Origin of the sequence: Cupriavidus sp. a3 (assembly GCF_051015765.1) — a bacterium.
Taxonomy (GTDB): Bacteria; Pseudomonadota; Gammaproteobacteria; order Burkholderiales; family Burkholderiaceae; genus Cupriavidus; species Cupriavidus oxalaticus_A.
Genome location: NZ_CP170644.1, coordinates 1,308,398 through 1,322,062, shown reverse-complemented (window position 1 = coordinate 1,322,062; position 13,665 = coordinate 1,308,398). Strand labels below are relative to the sequence as shown.

The 13,665-nt window shown below is 64.7% G+C and carries 14 protein-coding genes; 9 read left to right on the top strand and 5 right to left on the bottom strand.

From position 1 onward, the window contains the following. Positions 1 to 66 precede the first annotated feature (66 nt). The 4 genes from ACAD63_RS27830 (at position 67) to ACAD63_RS27815 (ending at position 4,880) form a co-directional block, all read left to right on the top strand. On the top strand, positions 67 to 1,494 hold the full coding sequence (locus ACAD63_RS27830) for a capsule biosynthesis protein (protein ID WP_434034078.1): 1,428 nt from the start codon (positions 67 to 69) through the stop codon (positions 1,492 to 1,494). Positions 1,495 to 1,982: 488 nt separating this feature from the next. Beyond that, positions 1,983 to 2,324 (top strand): hypothetical protein, encoded by a 342-nt coding sequence (locus tag ACAD63_RS27825; protein ID WP_342917199.1) that lies wholly within the window; start codon positions 1,983 to 1,985, stop codon positions 2,322 to 2,324. Continuing rightward, positions 2,324 to 3,502, top strand: coding sequence for a hypothetical protein (locus ACAD63_RS27820; RefSeq protein WP_434034077.1), 1,179 nt, complete (start codon positions 2,324 to 2,326; stop codon positions 3,500 to 3,502). Before ACAD63_RS27825 ends, ACAD63_RS27820 begins: the two co-directional genes overlap by 1 nt. Before the next feature lie 16 nt (positions 3,503 to 3,518). Further along, positions 3,519 to 4,880: a cytochrome P450 gene (locus tag ACAD63_RS27815; RefSeq protein WP_434034076.1), complete on the top strand. Its 1,362-nt coding sequence runs from the start codon at positions 3,519 to 3,521 to the stop codon at positions 4,878 to 4,880. Positions 4,881 to 4,898: 18 nt separating this feature from the next. On the opposite strand, the gene ACAD63_RS27810 is transcribed toward ACAD63_RS27815, so the two are convergent. Both ACAD63_RS27810 and ACAD63_RS27805 read right to left on the bottom strand, forming a co-directional pair. Further along, on the bottom strand, positions 4,899 to 5,951 hold the full coding sequence (locus tag ACAD63_RS27810; protein ID WP_434034075.1) for a hypothetical protein: 1,053 nt from the start codon (positions 5,949 to 5,951) through the stop codon (positions 4,899 to 4,901). A 138-nt stretch (positions 5,952 to 6,089) separates the two neighbouring features. Next, complete coding sequence (locus tag ACAD63_RS27805; protein ID WP_434034074.1) at positions 6,090 to 6,323, bottom strand: hypothetical protein; 234 nt, start codon at positions 6,321 to 6,323, stop codon at positions 6,090 to 6,092. 359 nt (positions 6,324 to 6,682) lie between these two features. On the opposite strand from ACAD63_RS27805, the gene ACAD63_RS27800 reads away from it, so the two are divergent. From ACAD63_RS27800 to alaC, 5 genes are all read left to right on the top strand, one after another. Beyond that, the gene (locus tag ACAD63_RS27800) at positions 6,683 to 6,973 is read left to right on the top strand and encodes a hypothetical protein (protein ID WP_434034073.1); all 291 of its coding nucleotides are present in this window, start codon (positions 6,683 to 6,685) and stop codon (positions 6,971 to 6,973) included. A gap of 371 nt (positions 6,974 to 7,344) precedes the next feature. Continuing rightward, positions 7,345 to 8,043, top strand: a complete 699-nt coding sequence (locus ACAD63_RS27795) for a PadR family transcriptional regulator (protein WP_434034072.1) — start codon at positions 7,345 to 7,347, stop codon at positions 8,041 to 8,043. Positions 8,044 to 8,121: 78 nt separating this feature from the next. Next, complete coding sequence (locus ACAD63_RS27790; protein ID WP_434034071.1) at positions 8,122 to 8,949, top strand: siderophore-interacting protein; 828 nt, start codon at positions 8,122 to 8,124, stop codon at positions 8,947 to 8,949. 78 nt (positions 8,950 to 9,027) lie between these two features. Then, the gene (locus ACAD63_RS27785; protein ID WP_133093236.1) at positions 9,028 to 9,420 is read left to right on the top strand and encodes a hypothetical protein; all 393 of its coding nucleotides are present in this window, start codon (positions 9,028 to 9,030) and stop codon (positions 9,418 to 9,420) included. A gap of 123 nt (positions 9,421 to 9,543) precedes the next feature. Further along, entirely contained in the window at positions 9,544 to 10,755 is a 1,212-nt protein-coding gene (gene alaC / locus ACAD63_RS27780; protein ID WP_434034070.1) for an alanine transaminase, read from the top strand. 52 nt (positions 10,756 to 10,807) lie between these two features. Here the strand turns inward: alaC and ACAD63_RS27775 are convergent, their stop codons facing one another. The 3 genes from ACAD63_RS27775 to mmsB are packed head-to-tail and all read right to left on the bottom strand — an operon-like array spanning position 10,808 to position 13,634. After that, a complete protein-coding gene (locus ACAD63_RS27775; protein WP_135702522.1) occupies positions 10,808 to 11,953 on the bottom strand; it encodes an enoyl-CoA hydratase/isomerase family protein in 1,146 nt (381 codons plus the stop codon). An 8-nt stretch (positions 11,954 to 11,961) separates the two neighbouring features. Beyond that, on the bottom strand, positions 11,962 to 12,732 hold the full coding sequence (locus ACAD63_RS27770; RefSeq protein WP_135702524.1) for an enoyl-CoA hydratase: 771 nt from the start codon (positions 12,730 to 12,732) through the stop codon (positions 11,962 to 11,964). After that, the gene (gene mmsB, locus ACAD63_RS27765; RefSeq protein WP_434034069.1) at positions 12,729 to 13,634 is read right to left on the bottom strand and encodes a 3-hydroxyisobutyrate dehydrogenase; all 906 of its coding nucleotides are present in this window, start codon (positions 13,632 to 13,634) and stop codon (positions 12,729 to 12,731) included. Before mmsB ends, ACAD63_RS27770 begins: the two co-directional genes overlap by 4 nt. Positions 13,635 to 13,665 lie beyond the last annotated feature (31 nt).

The following is a 13,665-nucleotide window of genomic DNA, read 5'->3' as shown; positions in this document are numbered from 1 at the left end:
AGCAGTACAAGGCAAAAATCAAAATCAGCTTTAGCGGAAAACTAGCGCAGCACGAGGGCCGGGGAAATGTTGTCGTTCAGGAAGATAGCTGGAAGCATTGACATACCGAATCCGACAGGGGTCAGTCGGGATGCGGCTTCGCAAGATCTTGCGAGGCCGGCTGAGTCCGAGCAGGCCAGCATCGACCAGCTTGCCCGGCATCGACGCATCCTTCTTTTGCAAGGACCGAACGGCCCGTTCTTTTCTCGCCTCCGCGACCTCCTTGTCGCCAAAGGCAGCCACGTCACGAAAGTCAACTTCAATGGTGGCGACGATTTTTTCTACCGGGCGGCAGACGTTGTCCGCTTCACGCAGCCGATGGTGCTGTGGGAGTCGTTTCTGCGCGACTTGCTGGCGCAGCGTCGCATCGATGCGGTGGTCGTCTTCGGTACCAGCCGGCGCCAGCACCGCATAGCCGCTCGGGTCGCGGAAGCGCTGGGCATCGCCTTCTGGGCCTTCGAAGAGGGCTATGTACGGCCGGACTACATCACGCTGGAGCGCGGTGGCGTCAATGCGGATTCACCGCTTGCACCGTTGGCGATGGGAGACATCCCCAAGGTAGCTGTTCCGTCCAGGCCTCGCAAATTCCGGCACTCGTTCCGGAAGATGGCGCTGCATTCATTCTGGTACTTTGCCGGCGGCATGGCTGAATCGCGCCGATACCCTCATTACCGGCATCACAAGCCGATCGGCGTGCATGAGCTTGGTCGATGGATTCGGGCGGCCATTCGCAAGCAGATCTATCGCTGGCGAGAACGAGCGCTGCGCGAGTGGCTGCTGGCAAACGACCATCCCCATTTTTTCCTGGCACCGCTGCAGGTCTACAACGACAGCCAGATCCGCGTGCATAGCCCATGGCGGCGCATCGAGGACTTCATCGAATGGACGGTTTATTCGTTCGCACAGCATGCGCCAGCGGACAGCGTTCTCGTATTCAAGCATCACCCGATGGATCGCGGGCATACTGACTACGCTGCCACCATCGAGGCATGCGCGGCGCGTTTTGGCGCGGGCGGGCGCATTCTTTATATTCACGATGCGCACCTGCCATCGCTTCTGCATCGTTGCATGGGGTTGGTGACTGTCAACTCGACCACCGGGCTGCAAGCCTTGTTTCACCGCGTACCGGTAATTGCGCTTGGCCGCTGTTTCTACGCCAAACCAGGATTGACCTACCAGGGGCCGCTGGATGCCTTCTGGAACGATCCAGGCGCCGTGGACATGAGTATCTTTACGCGGTTCCGCAATTACCTGATTCGTGTCTCGCAGATCAATTCGTCTTTTTATGCCGATGACATGCTGGTATCCGTTCCCGAGCAGCAGCGCTGGAGTTTGCAGCGGCGGCGTCTGGCGCGAGCGCTTTTTGCGGCAGGTCTCGTCACGGCGGATGCCTACAGCGGAAGAGTCTGGGACTTTACCGGGACGGTCAATGTACTCGCCGCGTTGCTGGGATAGGAAGAGGTGCCTGGCCGGATGGCGCCTCGCTCAAATGTGCTCATCGTTCAGATCCTGGGCAGCGGATTCAATGACGGCTAAGACCAGGGAAACAACAGACAGCAAAACGAGACTGATGGTCAGCATGCTAGTCCTTTATGGAGCCGTCACCGGCTATGGGTTATTCAACGGCCGATAGGACCCTGATACAAATAGGAGGAAACCCGCATGTGCTTAGTTGTCCGGTATCAGGGATTGCATCGAACCGCCCGCTGCGAACATGTGAGTCGCGGCCAACCCTGTGTTTCAAAACTACAACATGGCAAACGGTAATACCGGCTCCTTGATTGCTCCGCTGGTGGACGCTCTGATATAGAGGCTGTCTCTCGTTATACTACTGGGCGCCAGCACGCCAGCTGTTTCTTCGACAAAGCAGGCCGGCTGAAAGGCCCGCCAGCGGCGCCCCTCGCCTCGATCGCCCCCAAATCATCAACCTCGCCCCCGCAGTCATGAGAGAACGCATCGCCGGCTTCCTGCTGATGGTCTTCATCGTCCCGCTAGCCGTCCTCGGATACCTTCTGATCGTCTACATCGGCTTCTTCGGTAAAACCGAACGCGGCCGTGCCGGGGTGCGGGCGCTCGATCATTTTGTCAATGCGACGCTGTTCAACGGCTACGCCTGGGAGTCCGTTTCGTCGCATGCGTGGCGCGAGCAACACCGCTGGTGGGCGCGCTTCATTATCTGGTTTACCGACAAGTTCCAGCAGGATCACTGCCGCCGGGCGAACAAGCGTGAACAGCCGGTAGTTGACCTGGTGTTGAAGAAAAAGCTGCACCATCGGACTCAGTGATGAATGCAGTGATTCAGGAAAAGCCTTCGCCCGTCAAAACGAGCGAGGTAGCGCGCCGCAAGGTCTATTACGTCAGCGGTTTCGATCCCCGCGGCGCTGCTTACTATCACCGCTTGTATCGCGAGGAGTCCGCCAGGCAAGCCGTCCATCATGGCGGCGCGGTTACCGTAGGGAAGCGCACCCGGCTGGGCGATCATGTGAGCGGCTGGAACGTGGATGGCGAGTGGCATGGCCATGCGGTGGCCACGCAGTACCAGTTCCTGCATTGGGACGACCTGGTGCGCAGGCACTGGGAGCCGGGCCTTTTGCGATTGGTGCTGTCGACGCTGACCCGATATGGGCGCTATATCGCATGTGGTGCATTTGGGCGCCTGAGCAGCACTTTCCGCGGCCCTTTCTATAGCGCGTTGTATCCACTGGCTTACCTTGCGCTGCTGATGCTGGTGGCTGCCGGATGCGCGATTGGCGTCAAGGCGCTGATCGGCGCCGCTGGAGCAGATGGCTGGCTGGCATGGGCGGGCGGCATTGCCGCCGGTGCTGGTTTGTTTGGTGGCGGCATCGCGCTGGCGAACCGGCTGGCGGTGTTCTGGCTGTTGCAGATCTATCGCTTCGTGCAGGGATGGGGCGAGCGTGAGCCGGAAGACCTCAGGGCCCGCATTGGTGCTTTCGCTGACTGGATCCGGAAGGACCTGGAGACTTCAGACTGCGACGAAGTATTGGTGGTCGGCCACAGCGTCGGATCGATTGTCGGTGTTGCGCTGGCGGCCAAGCTGACGGAAGTGCTGCCGGTCGCTCAGCGTCGCCGCGTGACGCTGATCACCCTCGGCCAATGCATCCCGCTGCTGAGCCTGATGCCTTCCGCCAAAGCCTTCCATCAGGACCTGCAGCGCCTCGCCAGCGAGCGCGACATGCAATGGTTCGACATGAACGCGCGCGCCGATTCCCTGTGTTTCTCGCAGGCAAATCCGCTCGATATTTCCGGCGTTGAGGGTGAGAAAATCGGCCGCCCGATCCGGCAAGTAGTGCGCCCCTTCCGCATGTTCAGCAAGCAGGACTACGCGCGCATGAAGCGCAGCAAGCAGCGCCTGCATTTCCAGTACCTGATGGCAAGCGCATTGCCGAATGAGTACGACTATTTCCGCATGACGGCAGGTCCGCGCCGTATCCAGCCTTATTGATTTCGCCCCCATTGCAATGAATTTCCAGCCGCCTTACCCCAAGCCGCACACGCGCAAGAGTTCGTTCCTGTTGCGCTTCCTGCGCGGCTGGAACTCATGGATCGATGTGCTGTTCGAGCGCAGCTATTCGATGAAGATGGGCAAGATCTCTCAGCCCGGCATGGACATCTTCATGGTGAACGATGCCGACTGGGTGCGTAAGATCCTGGGCGATACGCATGAGTATCCCAAGCACAAGCTGATGCACCGGATGCTGGAGCCGCTGCTGGGCACCAGCATTTTCACCACCAACGGCAAGGTGTGGGAGCGGCAGCGCCGGCTGGTGGAGCCGGCGTTCGCGCAGGCGCGGCTGAAGCTGGTGTTTTCGCTGATGGCCGATTCGGTGGCGGGGATGACGCGGCGGCTGGATGCGGTGGCGGACGGGCGGTCGTATGAGGTGGATGGCGAGATGACGTACGTGACCGCCGACATCATTTTCCGGACGATCCTGTCGGAAAACCTGGAGGAGTCTGCGGCGAAGGAGATCTACGACGCATTCCTGGAGTTCCAGCATCACGCGCAGCGGGCGATGATCCTGATGATCTATCGGTTGCCGCCGGTGATCTCTGCATGGAAGAGCAAGCGTGCGGCCAAAAAGATCCGTGTGATCCTGTCAGAGATCATCACGCGGCGACTGGCCGAGCGTGACAGCGGGCAGGGGAGTGCAACGCAGGACATCCTGGCCGGCATGATGGACGCGGTCGATCCGGTCAACGGCGACCGCTTCACCTATGAAGAGCTGGTCGACCAGGTTTGCATGCTGTTCCTGGCCGGCCATGAGACGTCCGCCAGTGCGCTGACGTGGGCGCTTTACTTGATCTCGCAATGCCCGCACCTGCAGGACAAGATGCTTGCCGAGATCCAGGAGGCCGTCGGTGATCGCGATTTCGAGCTGAGCGACATCAAGAGCCTGCCGGCCGTCGGCAATGTGTTCCGCGAGACGCTGCGGCTGTATCCGCCGGTCGGGTTCTTCGTGCGCGAGGCGGTGCAGTCGCAATGCATTCGCGACAAGTCGGTGAAGGAGGGCTCGCCGATCCTGATTTCTCCGTGGCTGCTGCATCGGCATCGTACGCTGTGGGAGCGGCCGGACGAGTTCGATCCCGACCGCTTCGATACGCAGGCCGGCAAGGAATCGTCGAAGTGCGCGTATATCCCGTTCAGCAAGGGGCCGCGCGTCTGCATCGGGGCAGCCTATGCCACGCAGGAAGCGGTGTTGATCCTCGCCAGCATCGTGCGCCGCTATCGTGTCGAAGCGGATCCCGGCCATGTGCCAAAGGTGGTGGGGCGGGTGACGATCCGGTCCGGCAACGGCGTCCGGGTCCGCCTGCATCGCCGCTGACCGGCGCGCGGCGCACCGCTAGAACCCGCTGATGCGCAGCCCGATCGAGAACAACGCAAATGACCGGTCCAGCTTGCTGGCCGTGACCGGGTTGTAGAGCATCGGCACATATCCCATCAGGCTGTTCTGCACGCCCTGGCCGCGCACGAATACGTCTACGTAGCGGTTGATCGTGTATGCCGCCTGCAGCACGATGGTCTGGTTGAATTGCGACTTGGGCGCGCCATAGGCGGTGTAGCGGTCGTCCAGTTCACGGAAGAAGTACTGCGCGTGGTAGCCGGCCACCAGGCTCCACGCCCCATAGCGCCACCGCCACGAACCGCCGGCGCCGATGAATGCGCCGTCGTCATTGAAGCCCTCGCCCGCGTCCAGGCCGATCTGCCCGGCGTTCATGCGGAAGCCGCCGCTGGAGATGGTGGCGCGGCCGACCCGGCATGGCGCCGCAAGCGTGCCGAGGGCCATGTTATCGGCGCCGACCCTGACGTTGTACAGGCAGGAGCCCTGTTTCAGCGTGCCCTCGATATCGCCGGCGCGAACCCAGCTGTAGCCGGCGCTGAGGAAGCCTGTCAGGAAGTGGTTGGTCCAGGGCTGGCCTGTGTAGATCACGTCGGCCTGTACTTGCGTATCGTTCGGGTGCGCGATGGTGAAGTCGCTGAACTTGCCGGACGAGGCGGAGCCGCTCTTGCTGAGGCTGCCGGTGTAGTTGCCCCACGCGGACAGGCGCAGGGTCAGCTTGCGGCCTGCATCGGGCGTCGTGACGAGGCCATAGCTGGTGGACGCCAGCCAGCTGTCGATGCCGGCGGAATCGTCGCCATACGTGACGTGCCGGCGCCAGTATCCCGCCTCCAGCGACCACGCGGGCGATAACTTGTAGCCCGTGCGGAAATGCCCGCCCTGGTAATGGCCGCCTGCGTCATAGGCCGCTTCCGCGAAGAACCCCCGCGCTGATGGAACCACCGGTTCCGCGCTCAGCAGTGCATCCTCCATGGCGCCGTGCGCCGTTCCCCATGGCGCCAGCATCATGGCACCGATACAGATTGCAGTGAGCCTGCGCTGCGTGTTGGCGGCCATGCTGTTTCCCCGGTAGCACTTGTTGTTCTTGAATCCATCTCTGTGCGGACACCGCAGCGTCTGTCGCGCTGCTTGGCGTTAAATGAATGTTGGAAAGCGGAGCGGGGACAATCAACGTGACTTGGTGCGGTATCGCACTCATTCGCCTCTGACGGCGCGGTACGAGTTGCAGCCATGCGCTTCGCTTCGCACCTGATGCGTCACGCCATCATCAGGTGGGGAAATCCTGACGACGACGGCTTCAGCGGCGGCGGCCCCGATGGCTTCGACAACGAAGGCTCGCGCCGCGGCCGCAAGTTCAGGGCTCAGGAATGTGCCGCTGACTGGCACCTCGATGCTGTGGCTGCGCCCAATTTTTGCGAATGTGCTCATACTGGCCGGCAGAGTCATTTGCCATACTGGCCACGTCGCTGCCACGTAGTGACCGGGTTTAGCGGCCCGAGTGAACAGGCCGAACGACCGCCTTCTGGCGGTCGCGTGCCTGCGCACGCCCTTCCATGGGCGGGCCCTGGCAGGGGAGCCCCCTGGGCTCGCCGGCTCCTGTTCCCCGGTCCGCTAACCCTGCCTTGCGCCCGCCCACCCCGATTTGCGCCTGGGGAGCGGGACTGAACCTGTATGCAAAGGGGGTATTTCCATGCTTCAGTCTTTGCTTGCCCATATTGGGCGATTGGCAATCTCCAGTATCTGCACAATGCATCAGCGCGTGCGAGCCACGCATGCGGAGGGGCGCCATGTATAGCCATAGCCATCACGGCATTACAGCCGAACACAATGGTGTCGACATGCTCGTGACCGCCCACAGCCCCGGCGAAAATCCGCTGAGCCTTGCGACAGAACGCGCAGCACAGCTTCATGGGCTGCTGGTCATGGCGGGCGAACATGGTGCCTCCGGCGAGGATCCGGGCGGCCTGAATCAGGAAGCCTGGGAGAGCCTGCTCTCCCTCGCTGGCCGGCTGGCACATGAAACACAGGTGTTGAGCGAGTTGGCGTTGCTGCAAGGGCAGGTATTGCAGCTCGACTGATGGTGCGCGGTGCGCGGTGTTGTGCCACGGCCGTCGAGCAACCCGGCCCGCCGGGCATCTTGCCCGGCGGGCCAGTGCTAGAAGCCGTTAATGCACAGCCCGGCCATTTGCCGCGTAGCGCCCATCTAATTCGCGAAAGAAATACTGAGCGTTATGGCAGACCACATAGGGCAGGCCACATAGCTGGTTGAGGCAAGCCAACTATCAATGTCGGCGGAGTCTTTCCCATAGCTTCCAAGGGCGGGGATAAACAACCTGGCTTCGCGCGGTAAGGCACGGATCTAGCGCAAGAACGCGGCAATATCCCGGGGTTGACTTTAGATCGTACGATATATATCTTACGATCTATCGTGCGATACACCGGAGGGCTTATGCGCCACCATCATCACCATCCAGGCCACTCATCCGCCACTCACGGCTCGGTACGCCATGCATTCATGCGACTCGCTCCGCACCCCATGCGCCACGCCATGGGCCGAGGCGGCGCCGGCTTCTGGGGCAACCGAGACGACGACGGCTTCAGCGGCGGTGGCCCAGGCGGCTTCGATAACGATGACTGGCGCCGCGGCCGCAAGTTCAGCGCCGACGACCTGCAACTGCTGCTGCTCAGCCTGCTCGAAGAAAAACCCAGCCACGGCTACGAACTGATCAAGGCGCTCGAAACGCGCACCAACGGCTTCTACAAGCCGAGCCCCGGCGTGGTGTACCCCGCGCTCACCTACCTGGAAGAAGTCGGCTACGCCACCGTCGACACCGAAGGCAACAAGAAGCGCTACCAGTTGTCCGAAACCGGCAAGGCGCACCTCGCTGCCAACCGCGAGCGAGTCGATGTGATGGTGGCCAAGCTGCGCCATGTGGCCCGCAAGATGGAGTGGATGCGCCGGGCCATGAGCGGCGAGCCGCAGCCGGAACCGGAGCAGGGCGGCTGGCTGCCCGAGCTGATGCAGGCGCGTGGCGCGCTCAAGCGCGCCATGGTGATGCGCAGCGAAGCCGGCGCCGACGAGCAGCGCCGCATTGCCGCGATCCTGATGCGCGCAGCGGCCGAGATCGAAGCCGGTCCCAAGGCCTGAGCCGTGGCGCTGACGCTGGCATCTGCCATCGGCAACCGGGCCCGGCAAATGCAGGGCCTGCAACCAAGGAATTCCTCTATGACTGCAAACGCTACTGAATCCAATCGCGATCTGTCCGTGCAGCGCGTGCGCCATCCACTGAGGATGCGCCTGCTGCAAGTGGTGCGCACCACGCAGGTCACGCCGCAATTGCTGCGCGTCACGCTGGGCGGGGCCGAGCTCGAGGACTTTGTCTCGGGCTCGTTCGACGACCACGTCAAGGTGTTTTTCCCCGTGGACGGTGCCGACAAGCCGGTGCTGCCGCAGGTGGGCCCGGACGGCATCAGCTTTCCCGAAGGCCAGCCGCGTCCGGCCGCGCGCGACTACACGCCGCGCCGCTACGATGCTGCCGCGCAGGAGCTGGATATCGAGTTCGTGCTGCACGGCGACGGCCCTGCCTCGACGTGGGCGGCGCAGGCGCGGCCGGGCCAGTACCTGGGCGTGGGCGGGCCGCGCGGCTCGTTCGTGGTGCCGACGGGCTTCGACTGGCATCTGCTGATCGGCGACGATACGGCGCTGCCTGCAGTGGGCCGCCGGTTGGAAGAGCTGGGCGCGGAGGCGCGCGCCATCGTCGTCATGGAAGTGGGCGATGCGACCGCGCAGATCGCGCTGCCGAGCCTGGCCAATGTCGAGGTGCACTGGCTGCATCGCGGCGATGCGCCCGAGGGCAGCCTGCTGGAAGGGGCGCTGCGCCAGGTCACGCTGCCTCAGGGCGAAGGCTATGTCTGGGCCGCGGGGGAGGCAGCCGCGATGAAGGCCGTGCGCCAGTACCTGGTCGGCGAGCGCGGCATCGACAAGAAGCGCATCCGCGCATCGGCCTACTGGAAGCGTGGCGACGCGGCGGTGCACGAGACGCTGGACGACTGAGCCACGGCGGCGGCACGGTGTACGCGGGCGCGGCGTTGCCATAAGATGGCAGGCAACGCCACCGCCGGGAGGACTGCCGTGCTGCCTGCATCCAAGCCGTCGCGCATCATCGCCGCCGCCGCGGCATCCGTTGCCATGCTGGCCGCCTGTGCGCCGGACGCCGTGCGCAGCCGCCAGGCCACCGACTTCAATGCCTATCTCGATTCGCTGCGGACCGCATGCCCGAACATGATGGTCGGCACGAACAATATCAGCGAGTGGCTGCGCACCAGCGGCAGCCGCAGCGACGACGATTACGTCTACTGGCTGGACCAGACTTCGCGCCTGTACTACCAGCGCATCTCTGCCCAGCAGTACCGCGATTCGGTCAGTGCGGCGCTGGGCGGGCGCTCCGATTCTCCCGCGCTCGATTGCATCGTACGCCATCTGCCCGCCAACCGCCCGACCGGTCTGCCTGGCGGCAGGCTCTAGTCATCTGCACACACACCCGTTGTGCAACGGTGGCATCCCCGCTAACATGAGTCCCCAGGCAGCCGAAACAGCGGCTGCCGACGTCGCTCGGACGGTTCCGGGCGCTTACGTAAAGGACTCCACATGACTGCCGCTTCCTCCGGCAAGCGCCGCTTCGCGCGCATCGATCGCCTTCCCCCGTACGTTTTCAACATCACCGCCGAGCTGAAGATGGCCGCCCGCCGCCGTGGCGAGGACATCATCGACATGAGCATGGGCAACCCGGATGGCGCCACGCCGGCGCATATCGTGGCCAAGCTCACCGAGGCGGCGCAGCGGCCCGACACGCACGGCTATTCCACATCGAAGGGCATCCCGCGGCTGCGGCGCGCGATCTCGCACTGGTACCGCGAGCGCTATGACGTGGAGATCGATCCGGATTCCGAGGCGATCGTCACCATCGGCTCCAAGGAAGGGCTGGCGCACCTGATGCTGGCCACGCTGGATCGCGGCGACACCGTGCTGGTGCCCGATCCCAGCTACCCGATCCATATCTACGGCGCGGTGATTGCAGGGGCGGATATCCGTTCGGTGCCGCTGGTGCCGGGCATCGATTTCTTTGCCGAGCTGGAACGCGCGATCCGGGGCAGCTATCCCAAGCCCAAGATGATCGTGCTGGGCTTTCCGTCGAACCCGACCGCGCAATGCGTCGAGCTTGATTTCTTCGAGCGCGTGATCGCGCTGGCGCGCAAGCACGATATCTTTGTCGTGCATGACCTGGCGTATGCGGACATCGTCTTCGATGGCTACCAGGCGCCTTCGATCATGCAGGTGCCGGGCGCCAAGGACATCGCGGTGGAGTTCTTCACGCTGTCCAAGAGCTACAACATGGCGGGCTGGCGCATCGGCTTCATGGTCGGCAACCCCGACCTGGTGGCGGCGCTGACGCGCATCAAGAGCTATCACGACTACGGCACCTTCACGCCGGTGCAGATCGCTGCGATCGCCGCGCTGGAAGGCGACCAGCAATGCGTGCGCGAGATCGCCGCGCAATACCAGTCGCGCCGCGACGTGCTGGCGAAGGGGCTGATCGAGGCAGGATGGCCGGTGGAGATCCCGAAGGCGTCGATGTATATCTGGGCGCGCATTCCCGAGCCATACCGCGCGCTGGGCTCGCTGGAGTTCGCCAAGCAGTTGCTGGCGAAGGCCAAGGTGTCGGTGTCACCGGGCATCGGCTTTGGCGACTACGGCGACGAGTACGTGCGTTTCGCGCTGATCGAAAACGAATCGCGCATCCGGCAGGCCGTGCGAGGCATCAAGGCGATGTTCCGCGCGGATGGGCTGATCAAGGCCTGATGTCGTGGCAACCTGCGCCGCGGGGTGCGGCGCAGGTGCTGGCTTGTTGCATTCAGGCCGGAAGGGCCAGCGGCAACGGTTGCTCGCCAGGCGCCCACCATGGCCGGAACAGTGCCTGCGCGTCATCCGGCGCCACCGCCTCATAGCTGGTGGTGCGCCAGCGCGGCGCGTTGTCCTTGTCGACGATCAGCGCGCGCACGCCTTCGATGAAATCCCCTTGCGAGAAGGTGTTGACCACCACTGCCAGCTCCATGCGGAAGCAGTCGGCGAGGTCCATGCGCCGGCCGCGCAGCAGCAGTTCACGTGTGGCACACGCCGACAGCGGCGAGCGCGTACGCAGCACGTCGATGGTGCGCGTGGCCCAGGCGGTGTAGAGCGGATCGTCCTGGCACGCCAGGCCGGCCAGGATTTCCGGCAATGTGGCATGCGCGGGGAAGTGGCGCAGCAGCGCGGGCAGCACCTGCAGCAGCGGTGAGTCGGCGGCGCTCGTCACGGGTTCGCGCACCAGCGCATGGCGCAGGTCGGCGAGCACGTCGCGGCCCCACGTAATGCCGGCCAGTGTCTGCTCCAGCGTGGCCAGCGTGCCGCTGTCGACGGCGGCATCGGCCAGGCCGCACAGCAGCGCATCGGCGGCGCCGATGGTGACGCCGGTCAGGCCGAGATACAGCGCCAGCTGCACCGGCAGCTTCGACAGGAAATGGCTGGCACCGACATCCGGCACCAGCCCGATGCCGGTCTCCGGCATGGCCACGCGCGAGCGCTCGGTGACGATGCGCAGGTGCGCGGCCTGCGCCAGCCCCATGCCGCCGCCCATGACGACGCCGTCCATCAGCGCCACCAGCGGCTTGGGATAGCGGTGCAGGCGGTAGTCCAGCGTGTATTCGTCGATAAAGAAGCGCCGGTGCAGCGGTGTGCCGTCGCGGTAGCTGTCGTACAGGGCGCGGATATCGCCGCCGGCACAGAAGGCCTTGGGACCCGCGCCGCGCAGCACGACGGCGCGGATGGCGTCGTCCTGCGCCCAGGTTTCGAGCTGTGCGCCCAGCGCGACGATCATCGGGTACGACAGCGCATTGAGCTGGCGCGGCCGGTTCAGCGTGGCAATGCCGACGCCGTTGACGACGTCGAACAGGGCCTCAGGCTCGGCGGCATCCTGCGTGCCGGCATGGTGCGGCGAGTTGGCCGATTCGGTCAGGCGCATGCGGGCTCCTAGGCGTTGCGCCATTGCGGCGCGCGTTTCTCGAGGAAGGCGTTGACGCCTTCGCGCTGGTCGGCGCCGTCGAACAGGTCGACAAAGCGCTCGCGCTCCAAGGCCAGCGCTGCCTGGCGCGGCACGCCCTGGCGTGCCAGGTGCACCAGCTGCTTGCTGTACGCCGCGGCGCGCGGGCTGACCTTGCAGGCGCGTTGCGCCATCTCCAGCGCAGTGGCCAGCGCCTGTCCGCGCGGCACCACTTGCTCGACCAGTCCGATGCGCAGCGCGGTGGCCGCGTCGACGCGTTCATTGGTCAGGATCATGCGCTTGGCCCAGCCTTCGCCAACCAGCCAAGGCAGCGTCTGCGTGCCGCAGCCGCACGGCAGCAGGCCCACGGCGGCTTCGGGCAGCGCCATCTGCGCGTGTTCCTCGGCGATGCGGATATCGCAGGCGAGCGCGCATTCCAGGCCGCCACCCATGGCGTAGCCGTTGATGGCGGCGATGACCACGGGGCGCGCGTTCTGCAGCGCTTCGAAGGCGCTGCCGAATTGCTGCGCCATCGCGCGCGCATGGGCGCGGTCGCCGTCGGCGAAGCCGTTCAGGTCGGCGCCCGCGCTGAAGAACTTCTCTCCGGCTCCGGTCACGACAACGGCGCGGATCTCGGGATTGGCATCGATCTTTGCCACCAGATCGCGCAGTTGCTGCAGGCCGTCGGCGGTAAACGCGTTGGCTGGCGGGCGGCTCAGCGTCAGCGTGGCGACGTGGCCATCGAGGGCGAATTCGATCATGGCTGGCGCTCCTTGTCGGTGGCGGACAGGTACTGGCGGATCACGCCGGAGAAATCGAGCTGGCCTTCGCCGGCGTGGCTCATGGCCTGGTAGACCTGCTGCGCCAGCGCGCCCAGGAACAGCGGCTGCTTCACGCTGCGCGCGGCATCGGCGGCGAGGCCCAGGTCCTTGAGCATCAGGTCGGCGCCGAAGCCGCCGCTGTAGCCACGGCCGGCCGGAGCGGTATCGATCACGCCGGGCCACGGGTTGCAGGTATCGGACGCCCAGCAGCGGCCGGTCGAGGTATTGACGATGCCGGCCAGCACGTTGGCGTCGATGCCCAGCTTCACGCCCAGCGCCATCGCCTCGGACACGCCGATCATCGAGATGCCGAGGATCAGGTTGTTGCAGATCTTGGCGACCTGGCCGGTGCCGGTGCCGCCGCAATGGACCAGGTTGCGGCCCATGCCGGCAAGCACCGGGCGCACCTGCTCGAACAGCGCTTCGGTGGAGCCGACCATGAAGGTCAGCGTGCCGGCCTGCGCGCCGACGGTGCCGCCGGAAACGGGAGCGTCGGCCAGTGCATTGCCCTGGGCCTGCGCGGCGGCGGCGAGCTCGCGCACGGTGGCCGGATCGATGGTGCTGGAATCGACCAGCGGCACGCCGGGGCGCACGCCGGCGAGCACGCCGTCTTCACCAAGGTAGGCGCTGCGCACGTGTGCGGCGGCGGGCAGCATGGTGATGACGAAGTCGGCTTCCGCGACGGCCTTGCGTGCCGTATCCGCGCTGGCGGCGCCTTCGGCGCACAGCGCGGCGACGGTGGCGGCATTGAGGTCGAATACGGTCAGGGTATGGCCGGCCTTGAGCAGGTTGCGCGCCATGGGCGCGCCCATGTTGCCCAGGCCGATGAAGGCGATATGCATGGGGTGTCTCCTTCAGCGAAGGTATTTGAAC